This window comes from Geothrix sp. (genome assembly GCF_020622065.1).
Classification (GTDB): domain Bacteria; phylum Acidobacteriota; class Holophagae; order Holophagales; family Holophagaceae; genus Geothrix.
This window is the reverse complement of the sequence record NZ_JAHRYQ010000002.1, coordinates 1,149,079-1,164,686: the sequence shown is the minus strand read 5'-3', so window position 1 is coordinate 1,164,686 and position 15,608 is coordinate 1,149,079. Positions and strand designations below refer to the sequence as shown.

The window sequence follows — 15,608 nt, the reverse complement described above, 5'->3', positions numbered from 1 at the left end:
AAAACGGTGCGGAGCCATCCGCACCGTTTTTTGTTAGAGGTAGGCGGCCCAGTCCCCGTCCGGCACTTCCACGGCCTCCCGCTCCAGCCGGGGCAGGCGTTCCACATGGAACACATAGACCCAGGCCTGGTACCGGTGGCCCCCCTCCAGGACGACAGGCAGGATCTGGCGGGTGAAGAGACCCTCCTCCACGCCCTCCAGCGGATCGAGGTCCGCGAGGGCGGACTCCAGGTCATCCTCGGAATCATAGCCCACGAAGTCCCCCCGGACCCAGCCGGGCCCCGGGGGAGGGGCCCCGGGCTCGGCACCGGCCACCAGGGCGGGATAGCCCGCAGGCAGGTGGAAGAGGCGACCGGCGACCCAGGCTCCCGTGAGGCCCTCGGGGTCGGTCCGGCGGAGCCAGGCATGCCGGGGCCCGCCCTCGCGGAGGGTCCCGTAGACGAAGAGGCCGTCAGCGGTCATGGGAGGGACCCGCCTCGGGGCTCAGCAGGCCCAGCTCTTCCATGGCCGCCACCAGGTCGCGGATCCGGAAGGGCTTGGCCAGGAAGCGCTGGTACGGGCCCTCCAGGAGGCCGGGCCGTGCCTCGGCGTTGTACCCGCTGATGAGCAGGGCCGGGAGGTTGGGCCGGGAGCTCCGGATGCGGCTGAGCACATCGGCTCCGTGGAGCCTCGGCATGACCAGGTCGAGGATGACCAGGTCCCAGCCCGAAGGATCGGCCTCGAAGGCCTCCAGCGCCTCCTGGCCGTCCGCGGCCGCCACGACCTCGAACCCGTGGTCCTGGAGGACCTCCTGGGTGAGCTCGCGGATGCCGGCCTCGTCGTCGGCCAGAAGGATCCGCCGGGTCCGCAGCGGGGCGAGGGGGGGGACCGAAAGGGGCTCCAGGGCCTTCCCCTGGGGCAGGCCCAGCTCGGCGCGGGTCCCTTCTCCGGGGCGGCTGTGGAGGGTGAGCCAGCCGCCCATCTGCCGGGCGAGGGAGAAGGCGATGGAGAGCCCGAGCCCCCGGTTCCGGCCCACGGAACGGGTCGTGAAGAAGGGGTCGCAGGCCCGGCGCAGCACCTCGGGGGTCATGCCCGGGCCGTCATCTTCGAGGATCAGGCGGACCCAGGGATCCTCCCGCTCGGCGCGGAGCTGGATCTGGCCGGCGCCCGAGAGGGCTTCCACGGCATTGGCCACCAGAAGCTGAAGGGCCTGTCGCAGGAGCTCGGGATCCAGGCCGACCACCAGGCCCTCCTGAAGATCGACCTGGAAGTCGATGCGGTCGGGCAGGGCGGCCGTTTCCAGGAGGAAGGGCGCGAGGGCCTCGCGGAGGGGCAGCGAGAAGGCCCGAAGGGGGGCCTGGTGCGACAGGGCCTTCAGCTGGTGAACCGTGCGCTCCATGGCGAGGGTGGCATCCTCCATCCGGCCGGTGGCGATGGTGGCCTCTGGGGAGCCCGGCGGCAGCAGCCGCAGGCGATCCAGGTTGCCCAGCAGGACGGTCAGCTGGTTGTTGAATCCGTGCACCAGGCCCCCCGCCAGGGTGGCCACGGCCTCCATGCGCTGGCCCTGGAGCTCCCGCACCTCCAGGGCCCGGCGGGCGGCGCGGGCCTCCTCGGCGGCGGCGGCCGTGATCAGGGCCGCGAGGGCCAGGACCATGAGGTAGAGCTGGGAGAAGCGGAAGGCCTCCTGGGGAAGCGCCCGGCCCTGGACCCAGAGGAGCGCGAGCATGCTGAGGGAGAGCAGGGCCACGCCCCAGGAGGTGCCGCGGGGGCCGAAGCGGAGGGCGACCCCCAGCATCGGGAGCACCAGGGCGAACTGGAGGGCCAGGCCCACATCACGCGAGAGCCCCGGGTTGATCCGGGCCCCGAACAACAGGAGCAGGCAGAGGCCTGCCAGGGTGAGTCCCTCCAGAACGGGGTGTCTCAACCGAGAGAGGGCGGTCGCTTCCGGGTCCGCCTCTCGGGGGATGAAGGCGTGGAGGAGGACGGGGCCCAGGCAGAGCAGGGCGGTGAGATCCCCCAGGAACCAGGAGAGGCTGGTGGCCAGGGGATCCCTGAACCCCCCATCCCGGTGGGCGAGGCCCACCACCTGGGCCCCCAGCCCCGCCGAAAAGAAGGCGCTGGCCGCCGCCGAGACCCCGAGCCAGCGGAGCAGGTCCCGGACCTGGCGCAGGTCTGGCCGGCCAACCCCCAGGCGCACCAGGATCCGCCAGGCGATCAGCGGCTCGAGGGTCTGGAGGACGACCATGGCCAGGGCATGGGGCCAGGGCAGCCAGCCGCCGAGATTCAGGGCCAGGGAGCCCAGCGCCAGCCCCCAGACGGCCTCGGCGCCCAGGATGAAGAAGGCCGTGTGGGCGACGGCGGCGGCAGGCCAGAAGAGGTAGGCCTGGAAAGGGAGGCCTGAGGGGAAGGGCGTCTTGGCGGCGCCCAGGTAGATCAGGGCGAGGCCGAGAATACAGAGGATCCGCTTCCCCGGGCCGAGCCCCCCCGGGTCGCCGAAGCGGCCTGGGGGAGAGCTGGACGAGCGGAGAGGACCCGCCACCGGTTATTCAGGGATGGGGAACTGATCGGTCAGGTGGAAGACTTCCTGCCGGACGCGGGCGAAGGTGCTTTCATCGCCGCGGTGCCGCAGGGTGACATCGAAGAAGCGGGCGATCTGGTCCATTTCCGCCTCCTTCATGCCGCGCGTGGTGAGGGCGGGGCTGCCCAGGCGCACGCCGGAGGGTTTGAGGGGCGGGTTGGGGTCGAAGGGGATGCCGTTCTTGTTGGTGGTCATGCCGGCCCGGTGCAGGCAGTTCTCGGCCTCGTGGCCCAGCAGCTCGTGGTCGCGCAGGTCCACCAGGAACAGGTGGTTGTCCGTGCCGCCGCTGACGATGCGCCAGCCACGCTCCTGCAGGCCCTTGGCCAGGGCGTGGGCATTGCAGATGACCTGGCCGCTGTAGGCCTTGAACTCGGGCTGCATGATCTCGTGCAGGGCCACCGCCTTGGCGGCGATCACATGCATGAGCGGGCCACCCTGGACGCCCGGGAAGACGGCACGGTCGAGATCCTTGGCGTACTGGGACTTGCAGAGGATCAGGCCACCGCGGGGGCCCCGCAGGGTCTTGTGGGTGGTGGTGGTGACATAATCCGCGTGCGGCACGGGGCTCGGGTGGTGGCCCGTGGCCACCAGGCCGGCGATGTGGGCCATGTCCACCATGAGCAGGGCACCCACCTCGTCGCAGATCTCGCGGAAGAGGGGGAAGTTCCAGGTGCGGCTGTAGGCCGAGGCGCCCACGACGATCATCTTGGGCCGGTGCTGGCGGGCCAGGGTGCGGACCTCGTCCATGTCCACCCGCTCGTCTTCCTGGCGCACATGGTAGGGCACGAACTTGTAGAGGATGCCGGAGCTGTTCAGGGGGTGGCCGTGGGTGAGGTGGCCGCCGTGGGCCAGATCCAGGCCCATCACGGTGTCGCCGGGCTTCAGGGCCGCGAGGTAGACGGCCATGTTGGCCTGGGCGCCGCTGTGGGGCTGCACATTGGCATGCTCGGCGCCGAAGATCTGCTTGGCCCGGTCGCGCGCCAGGTTCTCGACGATGTCCACCTGGCTGCAGCCGCCGTAGTAGCGCTTGCCGGGGTAGCCTTCCGCATACTTGTTGGTGAAGTGGGAGCCCATGGCCTGCATGACGGCGCGGGAGGCGTAGTTTTCCGACGCGATGAGTTCCAGGTGGTGCCGCTGGCGCTGCACCTCCAGCTCGAGAGCCTGGAACACGGCGGGGTCGGAGGTTCGGATGACTTCGTACATGGCGGGGGCTCCCGGGTGATGCCCCTATCCTAGCCGCGGTGCGCCAGGGCCAAGGAAGCCTCTTCGTGAGCGGAATCACAGGTCCGCGGCCGTGCGACACTGGAGGGCCGGAGTTCTTATGCCCTTTCTCCCGCCCCACGATGGTCCCGAGCTGGAGCGATTCGAGCACCCCCTGGCCAGCCGGTACGCCAGCAAGGCCATGGTGCGCCTGTTGTCGCCGCTGTACCGCCAGCGGGTCTGGCGGCGGCTCTGGATCGCCCTGGCGGAAGCCGAATCCGAGCTGGGGCTGCCGGTGACGAAGGCCCAGGTCGACGAGCTGAAGGCCACCCAGGACGCCGTGGATCTCGAGGCCATCGCCCGCCACGAAGCGGCCCTGCGCCACGATGTCATGGCCGCCATCCACGCCTGGGGCGAGCAGGCGCCCGGCGCGCGGCCCATCATCCACCTGGGCGCCACCAGCTGCTTCGTGACGGACAACGGGGACCTGCTCATCGCACAGGAGGCCCTGACCCTGTTGCGGCGGCGCCTTCAGGACGCGATCTCGGCCCTGTCGGCCTTTGCCGCCCAGTGGCAGGACCAGCCCACGCTGGGCTTCACCCACTTCCAGCCCGCCCAGCCCACCACCGTGGGCAAGCGCGCCACCCTGTGGATCCAAGACCTGCTGCTCGATCTGGAGGACCTGGACCACCTCATCCGCACCACCCCCGTGCGCGGCGTGAAGGGCACCACGGGCACCCAGGCCAGCTTCCTCGAACTCTTCGAAGGCGACGGCGCGAAGGTGGAGGCCCTGGAACAGCGCTTCTGCGAGAAGGTGGGCTTTGCCGCGATCCCCGTCAGCGGCCAGACGGCCACCCGCAAGCTGGAGGATCGCATCGGCCAGGTACTCTGCGGCATCGCGGCTTCCGCCTCGAAATTCGCCTGCGACCTGCGCCTGCTCCAGCACCTGAAAGAGGTCGAGGAGCCCTTCGAGTCGAAGCAGATCGGCTCCAGCGCCATGCCCTACAAGCGCAATCCCATGCGCTCGGAGCGCATCAACAGCCTCGCCCGCTTCGTCCTGGGCCTCATGCCCTCCAGCTATCAGACCAGCGCCAGCCAGTGGATGGAGCGCACCCTGGACGACAGCGCCCACCGCCGCCTCACCATCAGCCAAGGCCTGCTGGCGGTGGACGCCATTCTGGTGCTCTTCCGCAATGTGGCCTCGGGCCTCGTGGTCTACCCGAAGATGATCGAGGCGCGCCTCGGCCAGGAGCTGCCCTTCATGGCCGCCGAGGTGCTCCTCATGGAGGCCGTCAAGCGCGGCGGCGATCGCCAGGATCTCCACGAGCGCTTCCGTGGCGCCGCCCTCGAAGCGGGGCGTCGCATCAAGGCCGAAGGCCGTCCCAACGAGCTGCTGAAGCTGCTGGCGGAGGATCCCGCCTGGGCCATGACCGAAGCCGAACTGGCGGCCCTGCTGGACGCGCGCCGGTTCACCGGCCGCGCCGGAGACCAGGTGCGCCAGTTCCTGGCGGGCCCCGTGGCCGCCGCCCTGAAGGACCACGCCCCGGCCGACGAAGCCGCCGTGCGCGTTTGACCGCGAAAGGTTTGACCATGCTGAAACTCGCCGTGATCGGTGCCCAGACGATGCTGGGCCGGGAACTCGTGGGTGCCCTGGAGGCCCGGGACGCGTCCGTGGTGCCCCTTTCCATTGGCGCGCTCTCTGTGGAAGAGGAGGTGGGCGACCTGGTGGTCTTCGCGCCGAGCCAGGCGCTCCTGGAGGGCCTGGATGCCGTGATCCTGGCGGATACGCCGGATCCGGCGCTGCTGGCGACCTTCCCGGGCCGCATCCTGGATCTGCGGGCGGAGCCCGAGCCGAAGACCGACCCCATGCCCCTGGCGGGCCCCTGGCCCAAGGGCACGATGGCCCTCCGGGGCCGGCCCGCCCTGGAGCAGGTGCTGGCCCTGCTGCCGGCCCTGTTGACCGGCCTGGGCGAAGTGGGCGGCACCCACCTGCGCTCGGTGGCCTGGATGGGCGACCGGGGCCTGGATGGCCTCGTGGAGCAGACCCTCGCCATCCTCAACGGCGAGGATCCGGATCTGGCCAAGCTGGGCTACCGCCAGGCCTTCGAGGTGGTGCCCGTGGCTCCCGTCGCAGGCCGAGGGCGCCTGCTGGAGATCCGGGTCCCCTCTTTCCATGGGGACCTGCTGGTGCTTCAGATCCGTGCCCTGGAGGGCCAGTCCCTGGCCAGGAAGGATGCTCCCGCCGGCGTGAAGTGGGTGGAGGCCCCGCCCAGCTCCCGCGATGTGGCCGTGAGCGCCGACCTGCTGGCCCACCTGGATCTCACAGGCGACGGGAAGGCCGGTGTCCTCACCCTGGGCTTCGACCCCGTCCTGTGGGGCATCCTGAGGCCTGCGATGCGGGTGCTGGGGCTGATGGACTGACGCAATCATGGCCAAGAAACTCGACGAACCCCAGGAGCGCGGGGACTTCTTCAAGTCCCTGGGCACCCTGTTCGCGGGGTTCGTGGCCAATCGGATCGAAGAGGCGGTGACGGGCCTGGGGCCCAAGCTTCTGCGTCCGCCCGGGGCCCTGGACGAGCTGGCCTTCCTCACCAAGTGCACCCGCTGCGACAAGTGCATGCGGGCCTGCCCCGAGAATGCCATCCTCAAGGCCGGACCCGCGGCCGGGCTGGCCCTCGGCACCCCCTACCTCGATCCCCGCAGCGTCCCCTGCTTCCTGTGCACGACGCTGCCCTGCGTGGCGGAATGCGATGACGAGGCCCTGGTCTGGCCGCGGCTTGTCCAGGTCGACGGCTCGGAGCTGGACGGTCCGCGGGCCGTCCGCATGGGCACGGCCCGCGTGAAGCCGGGCCTCTGTGCCACCTGGGGCACCTTGGATCGCGAGGCCCGGGCTTGCCGCGTCTGCGTGGACCGCTGCCCCTATCCGGAGGAGGCCCTTCGGATGGTGGCCGGCGAGGGGGATGCCCTCCCCCACCCGGTGGTGGACGCCGACATCTGCACGGGCTGCGGCCTCTGCGTCTTCGCTTGTCCCGCCGAACCCGCGGCCATCGTCGTGGAACCCCGGCGGGACTGAGCCGGCCTGAAGCCTAGGCGATGCTGATGCCCTCCATCTCCGCCACCTCGTGGGCGTTGAAGCTGGAGCGCACCAGGGGACCGGCGTAGACCGTGGCGAAGCCGAAGGCCTTGGCCTTGGCTCCCAGGTCGGCGAATTCGTCCGGGTGCACATAGCGCTTCACGGGCAGCTGGTGGCGCGTGGGGCGCAGGTACTGCCCCAGGGTGAGGATGTCCACCTGGGCTTTGGCCAGGGCCTCGAAGGTGGTCATCAACTCGGCCTCGGTTTCACCCAGCCCCAACATGAGTCCGCTCTTGGTGCGGAAGGCGTGGCCATACAGGGCTGTTCCCAGTTCCTTCGCGTGCGCCAGCACCCGGAGCGAACGCTCGAACCGTCCCGCAGGTCGTACCTCGGGATAGAGGCTGGGCACGGTTTCCGTGTTGTGGTTGAACACGGCGGGACCGGCGGCCACCACGCGGGCCACGGCCTCGAGGTCGCCCAGGAAGTCGGGCACCAGCACCTCCACGCCCACACCCGGGTTGCGGCGGCGGATGGCGAGGACGGTCTCGGCGAAGTGGGCCGCGCCGCCATCGGGCAGGTCGTCCCGGTTCACGGAGGTCAGAACCGCGAAGCGCAAGCCGAGCGCGGCCACGCGCTCGGCCGTTTCAAGGGGTTCCCGGGCATCCAGGGCCCGGGGCTTGCCGCTCTGGATGCTGCAGAAGCCGCAGGCCCGGGTGCAGACCTCGCCCATGAGCAGGAAGGTGGCCGTGCCGTGGGTGAAGCAATGAGTGCGGTTGGGGCAGCGGGCCTCTTCGCAGACGGTGTGCAGGTGCGAGTCGCGCAGGTCCCGCTTCATGCCGTGCAGGTCGCTGAGCTTCACCCGCTCCTTGGTGATCCATTCGGGGAGACGGGGGTGGCCCTCCAGCACTTCACGGCCAACGCGCTTCGAGAAACGGGCCATCGGGCCTCCAGATCCTCCAGTTTTCCGTAACATGCAGGAATGTCCAAGCCGCTATCCAGGTTGCTGCGCCTGGAGCAGACCGCCTTCCTGGCCCGGGACCGAACCGCCTGGGGCCCTCATCTGGCGCGGGTGCGGGGCTTCCTGGGCGAGGGGTTGCAGGCGGCGGACCCCGCGCGCCCCGTGCTGATCCTGGGCGCGGGGTCGGGCCTGGAGGTGCCCTGGGGCCTGGCCCCCACCGGGACCACCGGCTGGGATGCGGATCCCTGGAGCCGCGCCCGCACCGCCCTGCGCCACCGCCGCTGGGCCCCCTGGGTGTTCGAGGACTTGACGGGAGGCCTGGGGGACCTGGCGGCAGCGGCTCGGCGCGCCGTGGCCGAGCCCTGGTCGGGCCGGCACCGGGACCCCCAGACCGCCGCCCTGCGCCTGGCGGGGCTGGTGCCCTTCCTGCGCCCGGATCCCGCGGCGCTCCGGGCCTGGATCGAGGTCCACCGGCCCGGAACCATCCTGGCGGCCAATGTGATGGGCCAGTTCGGCGCCGTGGCCGAGCGCGTGGTGGAGGGGGCCTTCGGGAAGGCCTCGCCCTGGGCGGCGGATGCCGAGCGGTCCGATCCCCTGGCGGAAGCCCTGGAGGCCTGGACGCGGCGGGCCCTGGAGGCGTTCCTGGAAACCCTCGCCGGGAGCGGGGCGGCACTCTGGCTGGTCCATGACCGGGGCGTGGCCTTCGGTCCCGGTTCGCTGGAGCTGGGGCCCTGGACCGACCCCTGGATGGCCCAGCTGCGGGGAGGTGTCGAGGGTCTGGAGGTAAGCGATCCCCTGATGGGCCTGGATGTCGGGGCGGCGCTGAGGGCGGCGGGGCGGGATCCGCATCGCCGGGACCGCTGGGTCTGGCCCCTGGCGCCGGACCAGCGCCATGTGGTGGAGGCTTTGGCCAGCTTGCCGACCGGGGCGTGAATCCCCTGTGGCCTCCGTCAACCCTTGTCCCCACAGACGGCAACCACCGCCATACTGTCTTTCCCTGGAGATTGAACGGCATGGCGTGGTTGGGATGGGCGATGGCAGCGATGGTCCTCATGGGCCTGGGCAACCTGGGCATGAAGGCCGCGAGCCATCACGGGCTCAGCCCGGCGGGCGTGCTGTTCTGGGTGGTCGTGGGCGAAGTGCCGCTGGCCTTGGCCTACTGGCTGTACCGGGGCCGGCCTTCGACGCCGCCCGCCGGCGCGGCCTGGGCCGTGGGGGCGGGCCTCTTCACGGCCCTGGCCCTGATCTCGGTCAACGAAAGCTTCGCCCGCGGCGCCAAGGCGGCCGTGGCCGTCGGCATCATGAATGCGAATTTCGTGGTGGTGGCGCTTCTGGCCTTTCTTCTCTTCCGCGAACAGCTCCAGCCCACCAAGCTGGTGGGGCTCGCCGCCACGCTGTCTGGCCTGTGGCTGATGGCCCGCTGATGCAGGAATCCTGAAATGCCCAATTTCCGAAGACTTCTCCTGGGCCGCCGTCTTGCCAGCGAGGAAAGCCACGAAGCCCGGATCAGCAACCCCGTGGCCCTGGCGGTGTTCAGCTCCGATGCGCTCTCCTCCGTGGCCTATGGCACGGGCGAAATCATGGCCGCGCTGGCCCCCTACATGGCCATGGCGGCCTTCGGGCCGGCGGTGCTGTCCTGGTCCTGGCCCGTGGCCGTGGGCATCGTGCTGCTGCTGACCATCCTGACCGTCAGCTACCGGCAGACGATCTTCGCGTATCCCAGCGGAGGCGGCGCCTACATCGTCGCGAAGGAGAACCTGGGCGAGGTGCCGGCCCAGGTGGCCGGGGCCTCGCTGCTGGTGGACTATGTGCTCACGGTGGCGGTGAGCGTGTCCGCCGGCGTCACGGCCATCACCAGCGCCTTTCCGGCGGCGGACATCCACCGCGTGGCGATCGCCCTCGCGGTGGTGACCTTCATCGGCCTCGTGAACCTGCGCGGGGTCAAGGAGAGCGGTGCGGTCTTTGCGGTGCCCACCTACGGCTTCGTCATCTCCATGTTCCTGATCATCGGGCTCGGCTTTTGGCGCTACTTCACGGGGGGCGTTTCCATCGGTGAGCACCACGCCGTGGCGGCGCCCCCCCTTCCGGGCTGGCTGGCCATCTGGGTGTTCATGAAGGCCTACAGTGCGGGCTGCACGGCCCTGACCGGGGTGGAGGCCATTTCCAACGGCGTGTCCGCCTTCCGGGAGCCCACCGCGCGGAACGCGGGCAAGACCATGATCGCCATGGTGCTGATGCTGGGCGCCATGTTCCTGGGCATCACCTGGCTGGCGAACCACTTCGGGATCGTCTACCTCGGCGAGGGTGAATCACTCCTCTCCATGCTGGGGCGGCGGATCCTGGGCAATGACGCCGGTCTCCCGCATGCGGTCTACCTGTTGATGCAGACCTTCACCATGCTGATCCTCTGCCTGGCGGCCAACACGGCCTACGCGGACTTCCCGCGGCTGGCAGCCATGATGGCCCGGGACGGCTTCCTGCCCCGGCAGTTCTCCAGCCAGGGGGACCGCCTGGTGTTCTCCAACGGCATCTTCATCCTCTCCCTCCTCTCGGGCGTCCTCCTCTGGCTGTTCAACGCCCGTGAGCACCACCTGATGCCGCTTTATGCGGTGGGCGTGTTCCTGGGCTTCACCATCAGCCAGACGGGCATGGTGCGGCACTGGCTCAAGCTCCGCGGCCACCACTGGGCCCTCAAGTCGGTCATCAACGGAGCCGGCGGCCTGACGACGCTGGTCGTGATGATGGTCATCATCGTCACCAAGTTCACCCACGGGGCCTGGGTGGTGGTGCTGGTCCTGCCCCTCATGGTGATGACCTTCTTCAACATCCACCGGCACTACATCCGCGTGAAGTCGATCCTGGCGGGCAGCCGCGCCGACTTCATCAGCCCCCGCAAGAACCGCGTGGTGGTGCTGGTCTCCGGCATCCACTCGGGCGTGGTGCAGTCCCTGAATTACGCCAAGGTCATCGCGGACCACGGTGAGGTGGAAGCCCTCACGGTGGACTTCCCCGACGAGAACGGCCGCGACAGCGCCGCCCTGGAGCGCCTGCGCTCGGACTGGCCCCGCTACTGCGAAGGCATCCCCCTGCGCTCCATCCGCAGCCCCTACCGCAAGATCGTCGAACCCATCGTGGAGGAGCTCGATCGCATGCGGCGCGTGGAGCCGGAGTACACCATCACCGTCATCCTGCCGGAATTCGTGACGGGCCACTGGTGGGCGAACCTGCTGCACAACCAGACCGCCTGGCGCATCAAGGGCACGCTCCTGATGAAGCCCAAGACCGTGGTGATCTCGATCCCCTACCACCTGGAGCCCATCGTGGAGTAGCCTGCTGTCCGGGAGCGAGGGATGCAGAGCCTGAGGCGGATCCTCCTGGGACGGCGGTTATCCAGCGACGAGACGCAGCACACCAAGATCAGCAACCCGGTGGCTCTGGCCGTGTTCAGCTCGGACGCGATCTCCTCCGTGGCCTATGCCACGCAGGAGATCCTGGCCTCGCTCTCCGGGGCGCTGGTGCCGGTGGCCGGCGGCTTGGCGCTGGTGGGCGCGGGGATCTTCGGATGGTCCATCCCGGTGGCCCTCAGCATCGTGGCGCTGCTGGCGATCCTGGCCATCAGCTACCGGCAGACCATCCTGGCCTATCCGGGCGGGGGCGGCGCCTACATCGTGGCCAAGGAGAACCTGGGCGACATCCCCGCCCTGACGGCCGGGGCCTCCCTTCTCATCGACTACATCCTGACCGTGGCCGTGTCCGCCTCGTCGGGCATCGCCGCCATCACGGCCGCCGTGCCGGCCCTGGCGGGACACAATGTCGCCCTGACGCTCCTGGCCATCGGGTTCATCGCCATCATGAACCTCCGGGGCATCCAGGAGAGCGGCCATCTCTTCGCGATTCCCACCTACGGCTTCGTGGTGAGCATCTTCCTGGTGATGGGCTATGGCATCCTCCGCCTGCTCCTCGGGGAGGGCCCCTCGCCCGCGCAGGCCCAGCAGGCCGTGGCCCAGGGCGCCCACCTTGCGGGGGTGTCGATGGTCTGGATCTTCATGCGGGCCTTCAGCGCGGGCTGCACGGCGCTGACGGGGGTGGAGGCCATCAGCAACGGCACGACGGCCTTTCGGGATCCCGTGGGGCCCAACGCCGCCAAGACCATGATCTGGATGGTGCTGCTGCTGGGAACGATGTTTCTGGGCATCACCCTGCTGGCCCACCAGTACGGGGTGACCTACCAGCACAGCACGAATCCGGCGGTGGTGGCTGAGACGCTGCTGTCCAAGCTGAACAAGGCCATCCTCGGCGATGTGAGCCACGGCCTTCCGAAGCTGATGTACTACCTGGCCCAGGGCTTCACCTTCGCCATCCTGGTGGTGGCGGCCAACACGGCCTTCGCGGACTTCCCCCGCCTGGCGGCCCTCCAGGCCCGGGACGGCTTCCTGCCGCGCCAGTTCGCCAGCCAGGGCGACCGCCTGGTCTTCTCCAACGGCATCCTCATTCTCTTCTTCTTCTCCGGCCTGCTGGTCTGGCTCTTCCACGCCAATACGGACATCCTGCTGCCCCTCTACGCGGCGGGCGTGTTCATGGGGTTCACCCTCAGCCAGACCGGCATGGTGGCGCACTGGCGCAAGGTGAAGGGCCCGCGCTGGCATGCCAAGGCGATGGTGAACGGCCTGGGGGCCGTCACGGCCCTGGTGGTGCTGCTGGACATCGCCCTCACCAAGTTCATCCACGGGGCCTGGATCGTGATCTTGTTGGTGCCCGTGCTGGTGGTCGTCCACTTCAGCATCCGTCGCCACTATGTGGGCGTGAAGTCCCGGCTGGCCGCCAGCCGCACGGACGCCTTCCTGCCAACCAAGCACCACGCCCTGGTGCTGGTGAACGGCATCCACCGGGGTGTGGTGCAGTCGCTTCTGTATGCCCGGCTCATCGCGGGAGACCGCGTGGAGGCCCTCACGGTGGATCTCGGCTCCGACGGCACCCGGGAGAGCCCGGCCATGGAGAAGCTGCGGGCCGACTGGATCATCTACGGCATGGGCGTGCCCCTGCGCTGCCTGCCGAGCCCCTACCGCAAGCTCGTGGAGCCCGTTCTGGGGGAGGTGGACCGGATCCATGCCGCGGAACCGGAACTGGCGCTCACGGTCATCCTGCCGGAGTTCATCACCTCGAAGTGGTGGCAGCAGTTCCTCCACAACCAGAGCGCCCTGCGCCTCAAGGCCGCCCTGCTGATGCGGTCGGGCGTCATCGTGACCTCCGTGCCCATGCATCTCCCCCAGTAGGGCGCGGGGCCCTCAGCGCATCCGGGCGACGGGGCGGGCCAGCAGCTCCTGGCCGCTGAGGAGCTCGCCCAGGGTCTGGTGGCGGGGGCTCAGCACCATGCAGAGGAAGCTCAAAGGGAAGCAGGCCACGGACAGCAGATGGACGAGGGAGAAGGCCATCCGCCGCTCGGGCTGGTTCTCGGGAAGGGTCACGCCGAAGAACCCCATGAGGGGCGTCTGGCCGGCGAGGACCAGGGGGGCCATGAACAGGATCCAGGACACAGAGAACAGGTAGGGCAGCACCAGGGGCCAGGCCCCCAGCAGCAGCCGGTTCGGGGCCACGCCCAGCAGCCAGGCCGGCAGCGCCAAGGCCAGCACCTGCACCAGGACCAGGAGCAGGGCCTCGGTGGCCTCCACCTTCACGAGGGGCCAGAAGCTGGCGACGGGTTCCTGGGCGCCCAGGGCCGCCTGGGCGGGCCGGCGCGGTGAAATCGAAGGCGTTCCGCCGGCTTCAGGGCGTTCCAGCTCCTCTGGTGCGACCTCCACGGCCACGGGGGGTACGCGGCCCAGGGCGGGGGCCGTCAGGGCCCGGGGCGGCGGCGCGAAGGAGGCCTGGGCCAGGGCGGAGGCCTGGAAGAGCAGGGGGCGGCCCTGCCGGGGCGGCGCCAGGGCCAGCCCGCATTCGGGGCACTCCGCCGCGAGGGGTGAGAGGCGGGTCTGGCAGCTGGGGCAGATGCGCCGGGAAGGGGCCGTCATCCCCCCACTATCCGTCACCCGGCGACCACAGGGAACCCGCGAAACGAGAAGGCGCCCCGCGGGGCGCCTTCTCGTTGAAGAGTCGGAGGGCCCTACTTCACATTCACGGCCAGCCAGGCATTGTTCACGGTCGTGTAGACCGAGCTGCCCGAGGGGTAGCCGAGAGCGGTGCAGGCATTCAGGGTGGCCACGCGGGCGCCGGCGTAGTTGGTGCTGCTGGTCATGTAGGCCGTGATGGCCTTGTACCAGATGCGGGCGGCCAGATCGTTGCCGATGCCGGCGATGCTGGTGACGCCGTTGGCCAGGGGGGACTGGAGGTTGCCCGAGAAGGCGTCGATCTGGCTGCCGTGGGCGAGGAGGAAGAAGAAGTGGTTGGCCACGCCGGAACTGTAGTGGACATCCAGGCGGCCGAGCGTCTTGGACCAGGCATCCGGGCTGGAGCCGTCGAGGCTGGGCTTGTACATGTAGCGCAGGGGCTTGTTGAAGGCGTTCGTGGCCAGCTGCTCGCCGATGAGGTAGTTGGCGGCGGGCACGGAGCCGTAGTTCACCTGGATGGTGCCGGTGATGCTGGTGTAGTTGGGCACAGTGTTGGTGCCGCCCCCATGGGCCATGAACTCGACCATGCTGCCGAAGATGTCGGAGTTCGCCTCGTTCAGGCCGCCGGACTCGCCGCGGTAGGTGAGGTTCGCGGTGCGGGCCATGACGCCGTGGCTCATCTCGTGGCCGGCGACATCAATGGACTCGAGGGACTTGAAGGAGGAGCCGTCGCCGTAGGTCATGCAGAAGCAGCTGTCGGACCAGAAGGCATTGTCGTAGGCCGAGCTGTAGTGCACGCGGCTGTAGGTGGCGCCGTTGTTGCCGTCGATGCCGTTCCGGCTCAGGACATTCTTGTAGAAGTCGTAGGTGAGGCCCACGCCGTAGTGGGCGTCCACGGCCGCGGTCTGGCCGTTGGCGGTGGTGGTGCTGCCCCCGGCCACATAGTTGGCGCCGTCGCCCCAGGTGTTGTCGGCGTCGTTGTAGAGGGTGCCGGTGCCCGTGGTGGCGTGGTTCAGGTTGTAGGTGGCGTAGTTCATGCCGCGCGTGGTGTCGCGCAGGTCGTAGGTCGCGCCGTTGGCCGTGGTGTTGATGGCGACCGTGCCCGAGAACTGGGAGTTGCCCGTGCCGCTGATCGTGTGGAGGGTGCTCCAGCTTTCAAGGATCGCGCCGGTGTGGGCGTCCACGAGGAAGTCGGTGTGCCGGGTCTCCTCGGCGCCGTTCTCCAGCTCGGTGTGGATGTGGTAGGCCAGGGCCGGGCGGGAAAGGGTGCGGGTGCCGCGGGGGGTCTCAATGTCCCGGGTAAGGGTGGCGACCACGAGCTCGGAGGTGGGTGCGTGGGCGTAGGCGCCTTTCGGGGCCAGGGACTGGTGGGCCACGGCCAGGGCCTCGCCGTGCGCCAGGGTGGGGACGACATTCAGGTTGAGGCCGCGGACCAGCGCGTCGGTGCGGTCCGTGACGGCACCCCCGCGCATGTGCACGACCGACTCGCCCTCGAAGACGCGCACGCCCTTGTAGAGCTGGTGCATGCGGATGTGGGCCTCGCCGGTGGGTTCCTCGAAGACGCTCTTGGGCGAGAACCCGTGGTCGCGATCCAGGCCCAGCTGGTAGACCCGGGCGTCCAGGTGGCGGCGCGCCTCGTCAGCCAGGGGGCTGTCCGCGGGACGGGCGGCGAAGGCGGGAACCACGAGAACCGCTGCCGCGGCGAGACGAAGGGCGAAACGAGAGGGCATGGGACCTCCGGGGAGCCGAGGCTCCAGGAAAGAAGGAAAGAGGGTG

At 69.6% G+C, this 15,608-nt stretch carries 13 protein-coding genes; 7 read left to right on the top strand and 6 right to left on the bottom strand.

Going from position 1 to position 15,608, the window contains the following annotated elements; all coding sequences use genetic code 11:
- Positions 1–33: 33 nt before the first annotated feature.
- From QZ647_RS14785 to glyA, 3 genes are read right to left on the bottom strand one after another with little or no spacing between them, the layout of a single operon-like run.
- Positions 34–462: a gamma-glutamylcyclotransferase family protein gene (locus QZ647_RS14785; RefSeq protein WP_291272897.1), complete on the bottom strand. Its 429-nt coding sequence runs from the start codon at positions 460–462 to the stop codon at positions 34–36.
- Positions 452–2,518 carry an ATP-binding protein gene (locus QZ647_RS14780; protein ID WP_291272896.1) on the bottom strand — a complete coding sequence of 689 codons (2,067 nt, stop codon included), beginning with the start codon at positions 2,516–2,518 and terminating at the stop codon, positions 452–454. Before QZ647_RS14780 ends, QZ647_RS14785 begins: the two co-directional genes overlap by 11 nt.
- 3 nt (positions 2,519–2,521) lie before the next feature.
- Complete coding sequence (gene glyA, locus QZ647_RS14775; protein ID WP_291272895.1) at positions 2,522–3,760, bottom strand: serine hydroxymethyltransferase; 1,239 nt, start codon at positions 3,758–3,760, stop codon at positions 2,522–2,524.
- A 118-nt stretch (positions 3,761–3,878) separates the two neighbouring features.
- On the opposite strand from glyA, the gene purB reads away from it, so the two are divergent.
- The 3 genes from purB to QZ647_RS14760 are packed head-to-tail and all read left to right on the top strand — an operon-like array spanning position 3,879 to position 6,830.
- Positions 3,879–5,330 carry an adenylosuccinate lyase gene (gene purB, locus QZ647_RS14770; protein WP_291272894.1) on the top strand — a complete coding sequence of 484 codons (1,452 nt, stop codon included), beginning with the start codon at positions 3,879–3,881 and terminating at the stop codon, positions 5,328–5,330.
- A gap of 17 nt (positions 5,331–5,347) precedes the next feature.
- Positions 5,348–6,178: a hypothetical protein gene (locus QZ647_RS14765; protein ID WP_291272893.1), complete on the top strand. Its 831-nt coding sequence runs from the start codon at positions 5,348–5,350 to the stop codon at positions 6,176–6,178.
- A gap of 7 nt (positions 6,179–6,185) precedes the next feature.
- Positions 6,186–6,830, top strand: a complete 645-nt coding sequence (locus tag QZ647_RS14760) for a 4Fe-4S dicluster domain-containing protein (protein WP_291272892.1) — start codon at positions 6,186–6,188, stop codon at positions 6,828–6,830.
- A gap of 13 nt (positions 6,831–6,843) precedes the next feature.
- Here the strand turns inward: QZ647_RS14760 and lipA are convergent, their stop codons facing one another.
- On the bottom strand, positions 6,844–7,770 hold the full coding sequence (lipA, locus tag QZ647_RS14755) for a lipoyl synthase (protein WP_291272891.1): 927 nt from the start codon (positions 7,768–7,770) through the stop codon (positions 6,844–6,846).
- A 39-nt stretch (positions 7,771–7,809) separates the two neighbouring features.
- Between lipA and QZ647_RS14750 the strand changes: the two genes are divergently transcribed.
- The 4 genes from QZ647_RS14750 to QZ647_RS14735 all read left to right on the top strand — a co-directional run bounded on the left by QZ647_RS14750 (position 7,810) and on the right by QZ647_RS14735 (position 13,061).
- On the top strand, positions 7,810–8,721 hold the full coding sequence (locus QZ647_RS14750) for a hypothetical protein (protein WP_291272890.1): 912 nt from the start codon (positions 7,810–7,812) through the stop codon (positions 8,719–8,721).
- An 80-nt stretch (positions 8,722–8,801) separates the two neighbouring features.
- Positions 8,802–9,212, top strand: a complete 411-nt coding sequence (locus tag QZ647_RS14745; RefSeq protein ID WP_291272889.1) for an EamA family transporter — start codon at positions 8,802–8,804, stop codon at positions 9,210–9,212.
- 15 nt (positions 9,213–9,227) lie between these two features.
- Positions 9,228–11,117 (top strand): APC family permease, encoded by a 1,890-nt coding sequence (locus tag QZ647_RS14740; protein WP_291272888.1) that lies wholly within the window; start codon positions 9,228–9,230, stop codon positions 11,115–11,117.
- A gap of 21 nt (positions 11,118–11,138) precedes the next feature.
- Positions 11,139–13,061, top strand: coding sequence for an APC family permease (locus QZ647_RS14735; RefSeq protein WP_291272887.1), 1,923 nt, complete (start codon positions 11,139–11,141; stop codon positions 13,059–13,061).
- 12 nt (positions 13,062–13,073) lie between these two features.
- Here the strand turns inward: QZ647_RS14735 and QZ647_RS14730 are convergent, their stop codons facing one another.
- Positions 13,074–13,796, bottom strand: coding sequence for a hypothetical protein (locus QZ647_RS14730; RefSeq protein WP_291272886.1), 723 nt, complete (start codon positions 13,794–13,796; stop codon positions 13,074–13,076).
- Positions 13,797–13,888: 92 nt separating this feature from the next.
- Positions 13,889–15,562 (bottom strand): M4 family metallopeptidase, encoded by a 1,674-nt coding sequence (locus QZ647_RS14725; RefSeq protein ID WP_291272885.1) that lies wholly within the window; start codon positions 15,560–15,562, stop codon positions 13,889–13,891.
- Positions 15,563–15,608: the final 46 nt, after the last annotated feature.

Bases quoted from the DNA above. Each gene is read 5' to 3' on its own strand.
- lipA (WP_291272891.1), bottom strand. From the start codon at position 7,770: ATGGCCCGTTTCTCGAAGCGCGTTGGCCGTGAAGTGCTGGAGGGCCAC.
- QZ647_RS14745 (WP_291272889.1), top strand. From the start codon at position 8,802: ATGGCGTGGTTGGGATGGGCGATGGCAGCGATGGTCCTCATGGGCCTG.
- QZ647_RS14760 (WP_291272892.1), top strand. From the start codon at position 6,186: ATGGCCAAGAAACTCGACGAACCCCAGGAGCGCGGGGACTTCTTCAAG.
- QZ647_RS14730 (WP_291272886.1), bottom strand. From the start codon at position 13,796: ATGACGGCCCCTTCCCGGCGCATCTGCCCCAGCTGCCAGACCCGCCTC.
- QZ647_RS14725 (WP_291272885.1), bottom strand. From the start codon at position 15,562: ATGCCCTCTCGTTTCGCCCTTCGTCTCGCCGCGGCAGCGGTTCTCGTG.
- QZ647_RS14785 (WP_291272897.1), bottom strand. From the start codon at position 462: ATGACCGCTGACGGCCTCTTCGTCTACGGGACCCTCCGCGAGGGCGGG.
- QZ647_RS14750 (WP_291272890.1), top strand. From the start codon at position 7,810: ATGTCCAAGCCGCTATCCAGGTTGCTGCGCCTGGAGCAGACCGCCTTC.
- glyA (WP_291272895.1), bottom strand. From the start codon at position 3,760: ATGTACGAAGTCATCCGAACCTCCGACCCCGCCGTGTTCCAGGCTCTC.
- QZ647_RS14765 (WP_291272893.1), top strand. From the start codon at position 5,348: ATGCTGAAACTCGCCGTGATCGGTGCCCAGACGATGCTGGGCCGGGAA.
- QZ647_RS14740 (WP_291272888.1), top strand. From the start codon at position 9,228: ATGCCCAATTTCCGAAGACTTCTCCTGGGCCGCCGTCTTGCCAGCGAG.
- QZ647_RS14735 (WP_291272887.1), top strand. From the start codon at position 11,139: ATGCAGAGCCTGAGGCGGATCCTCCTGGGACGGCGGTTATCCAGCGAC.
- purB (WP_291272894.1), top strand. From the start codon at position 3,879: ATGCCCTTTCTCCCGCCCCACGATGGTCCCGAGCTGGAGCGATTCGAG.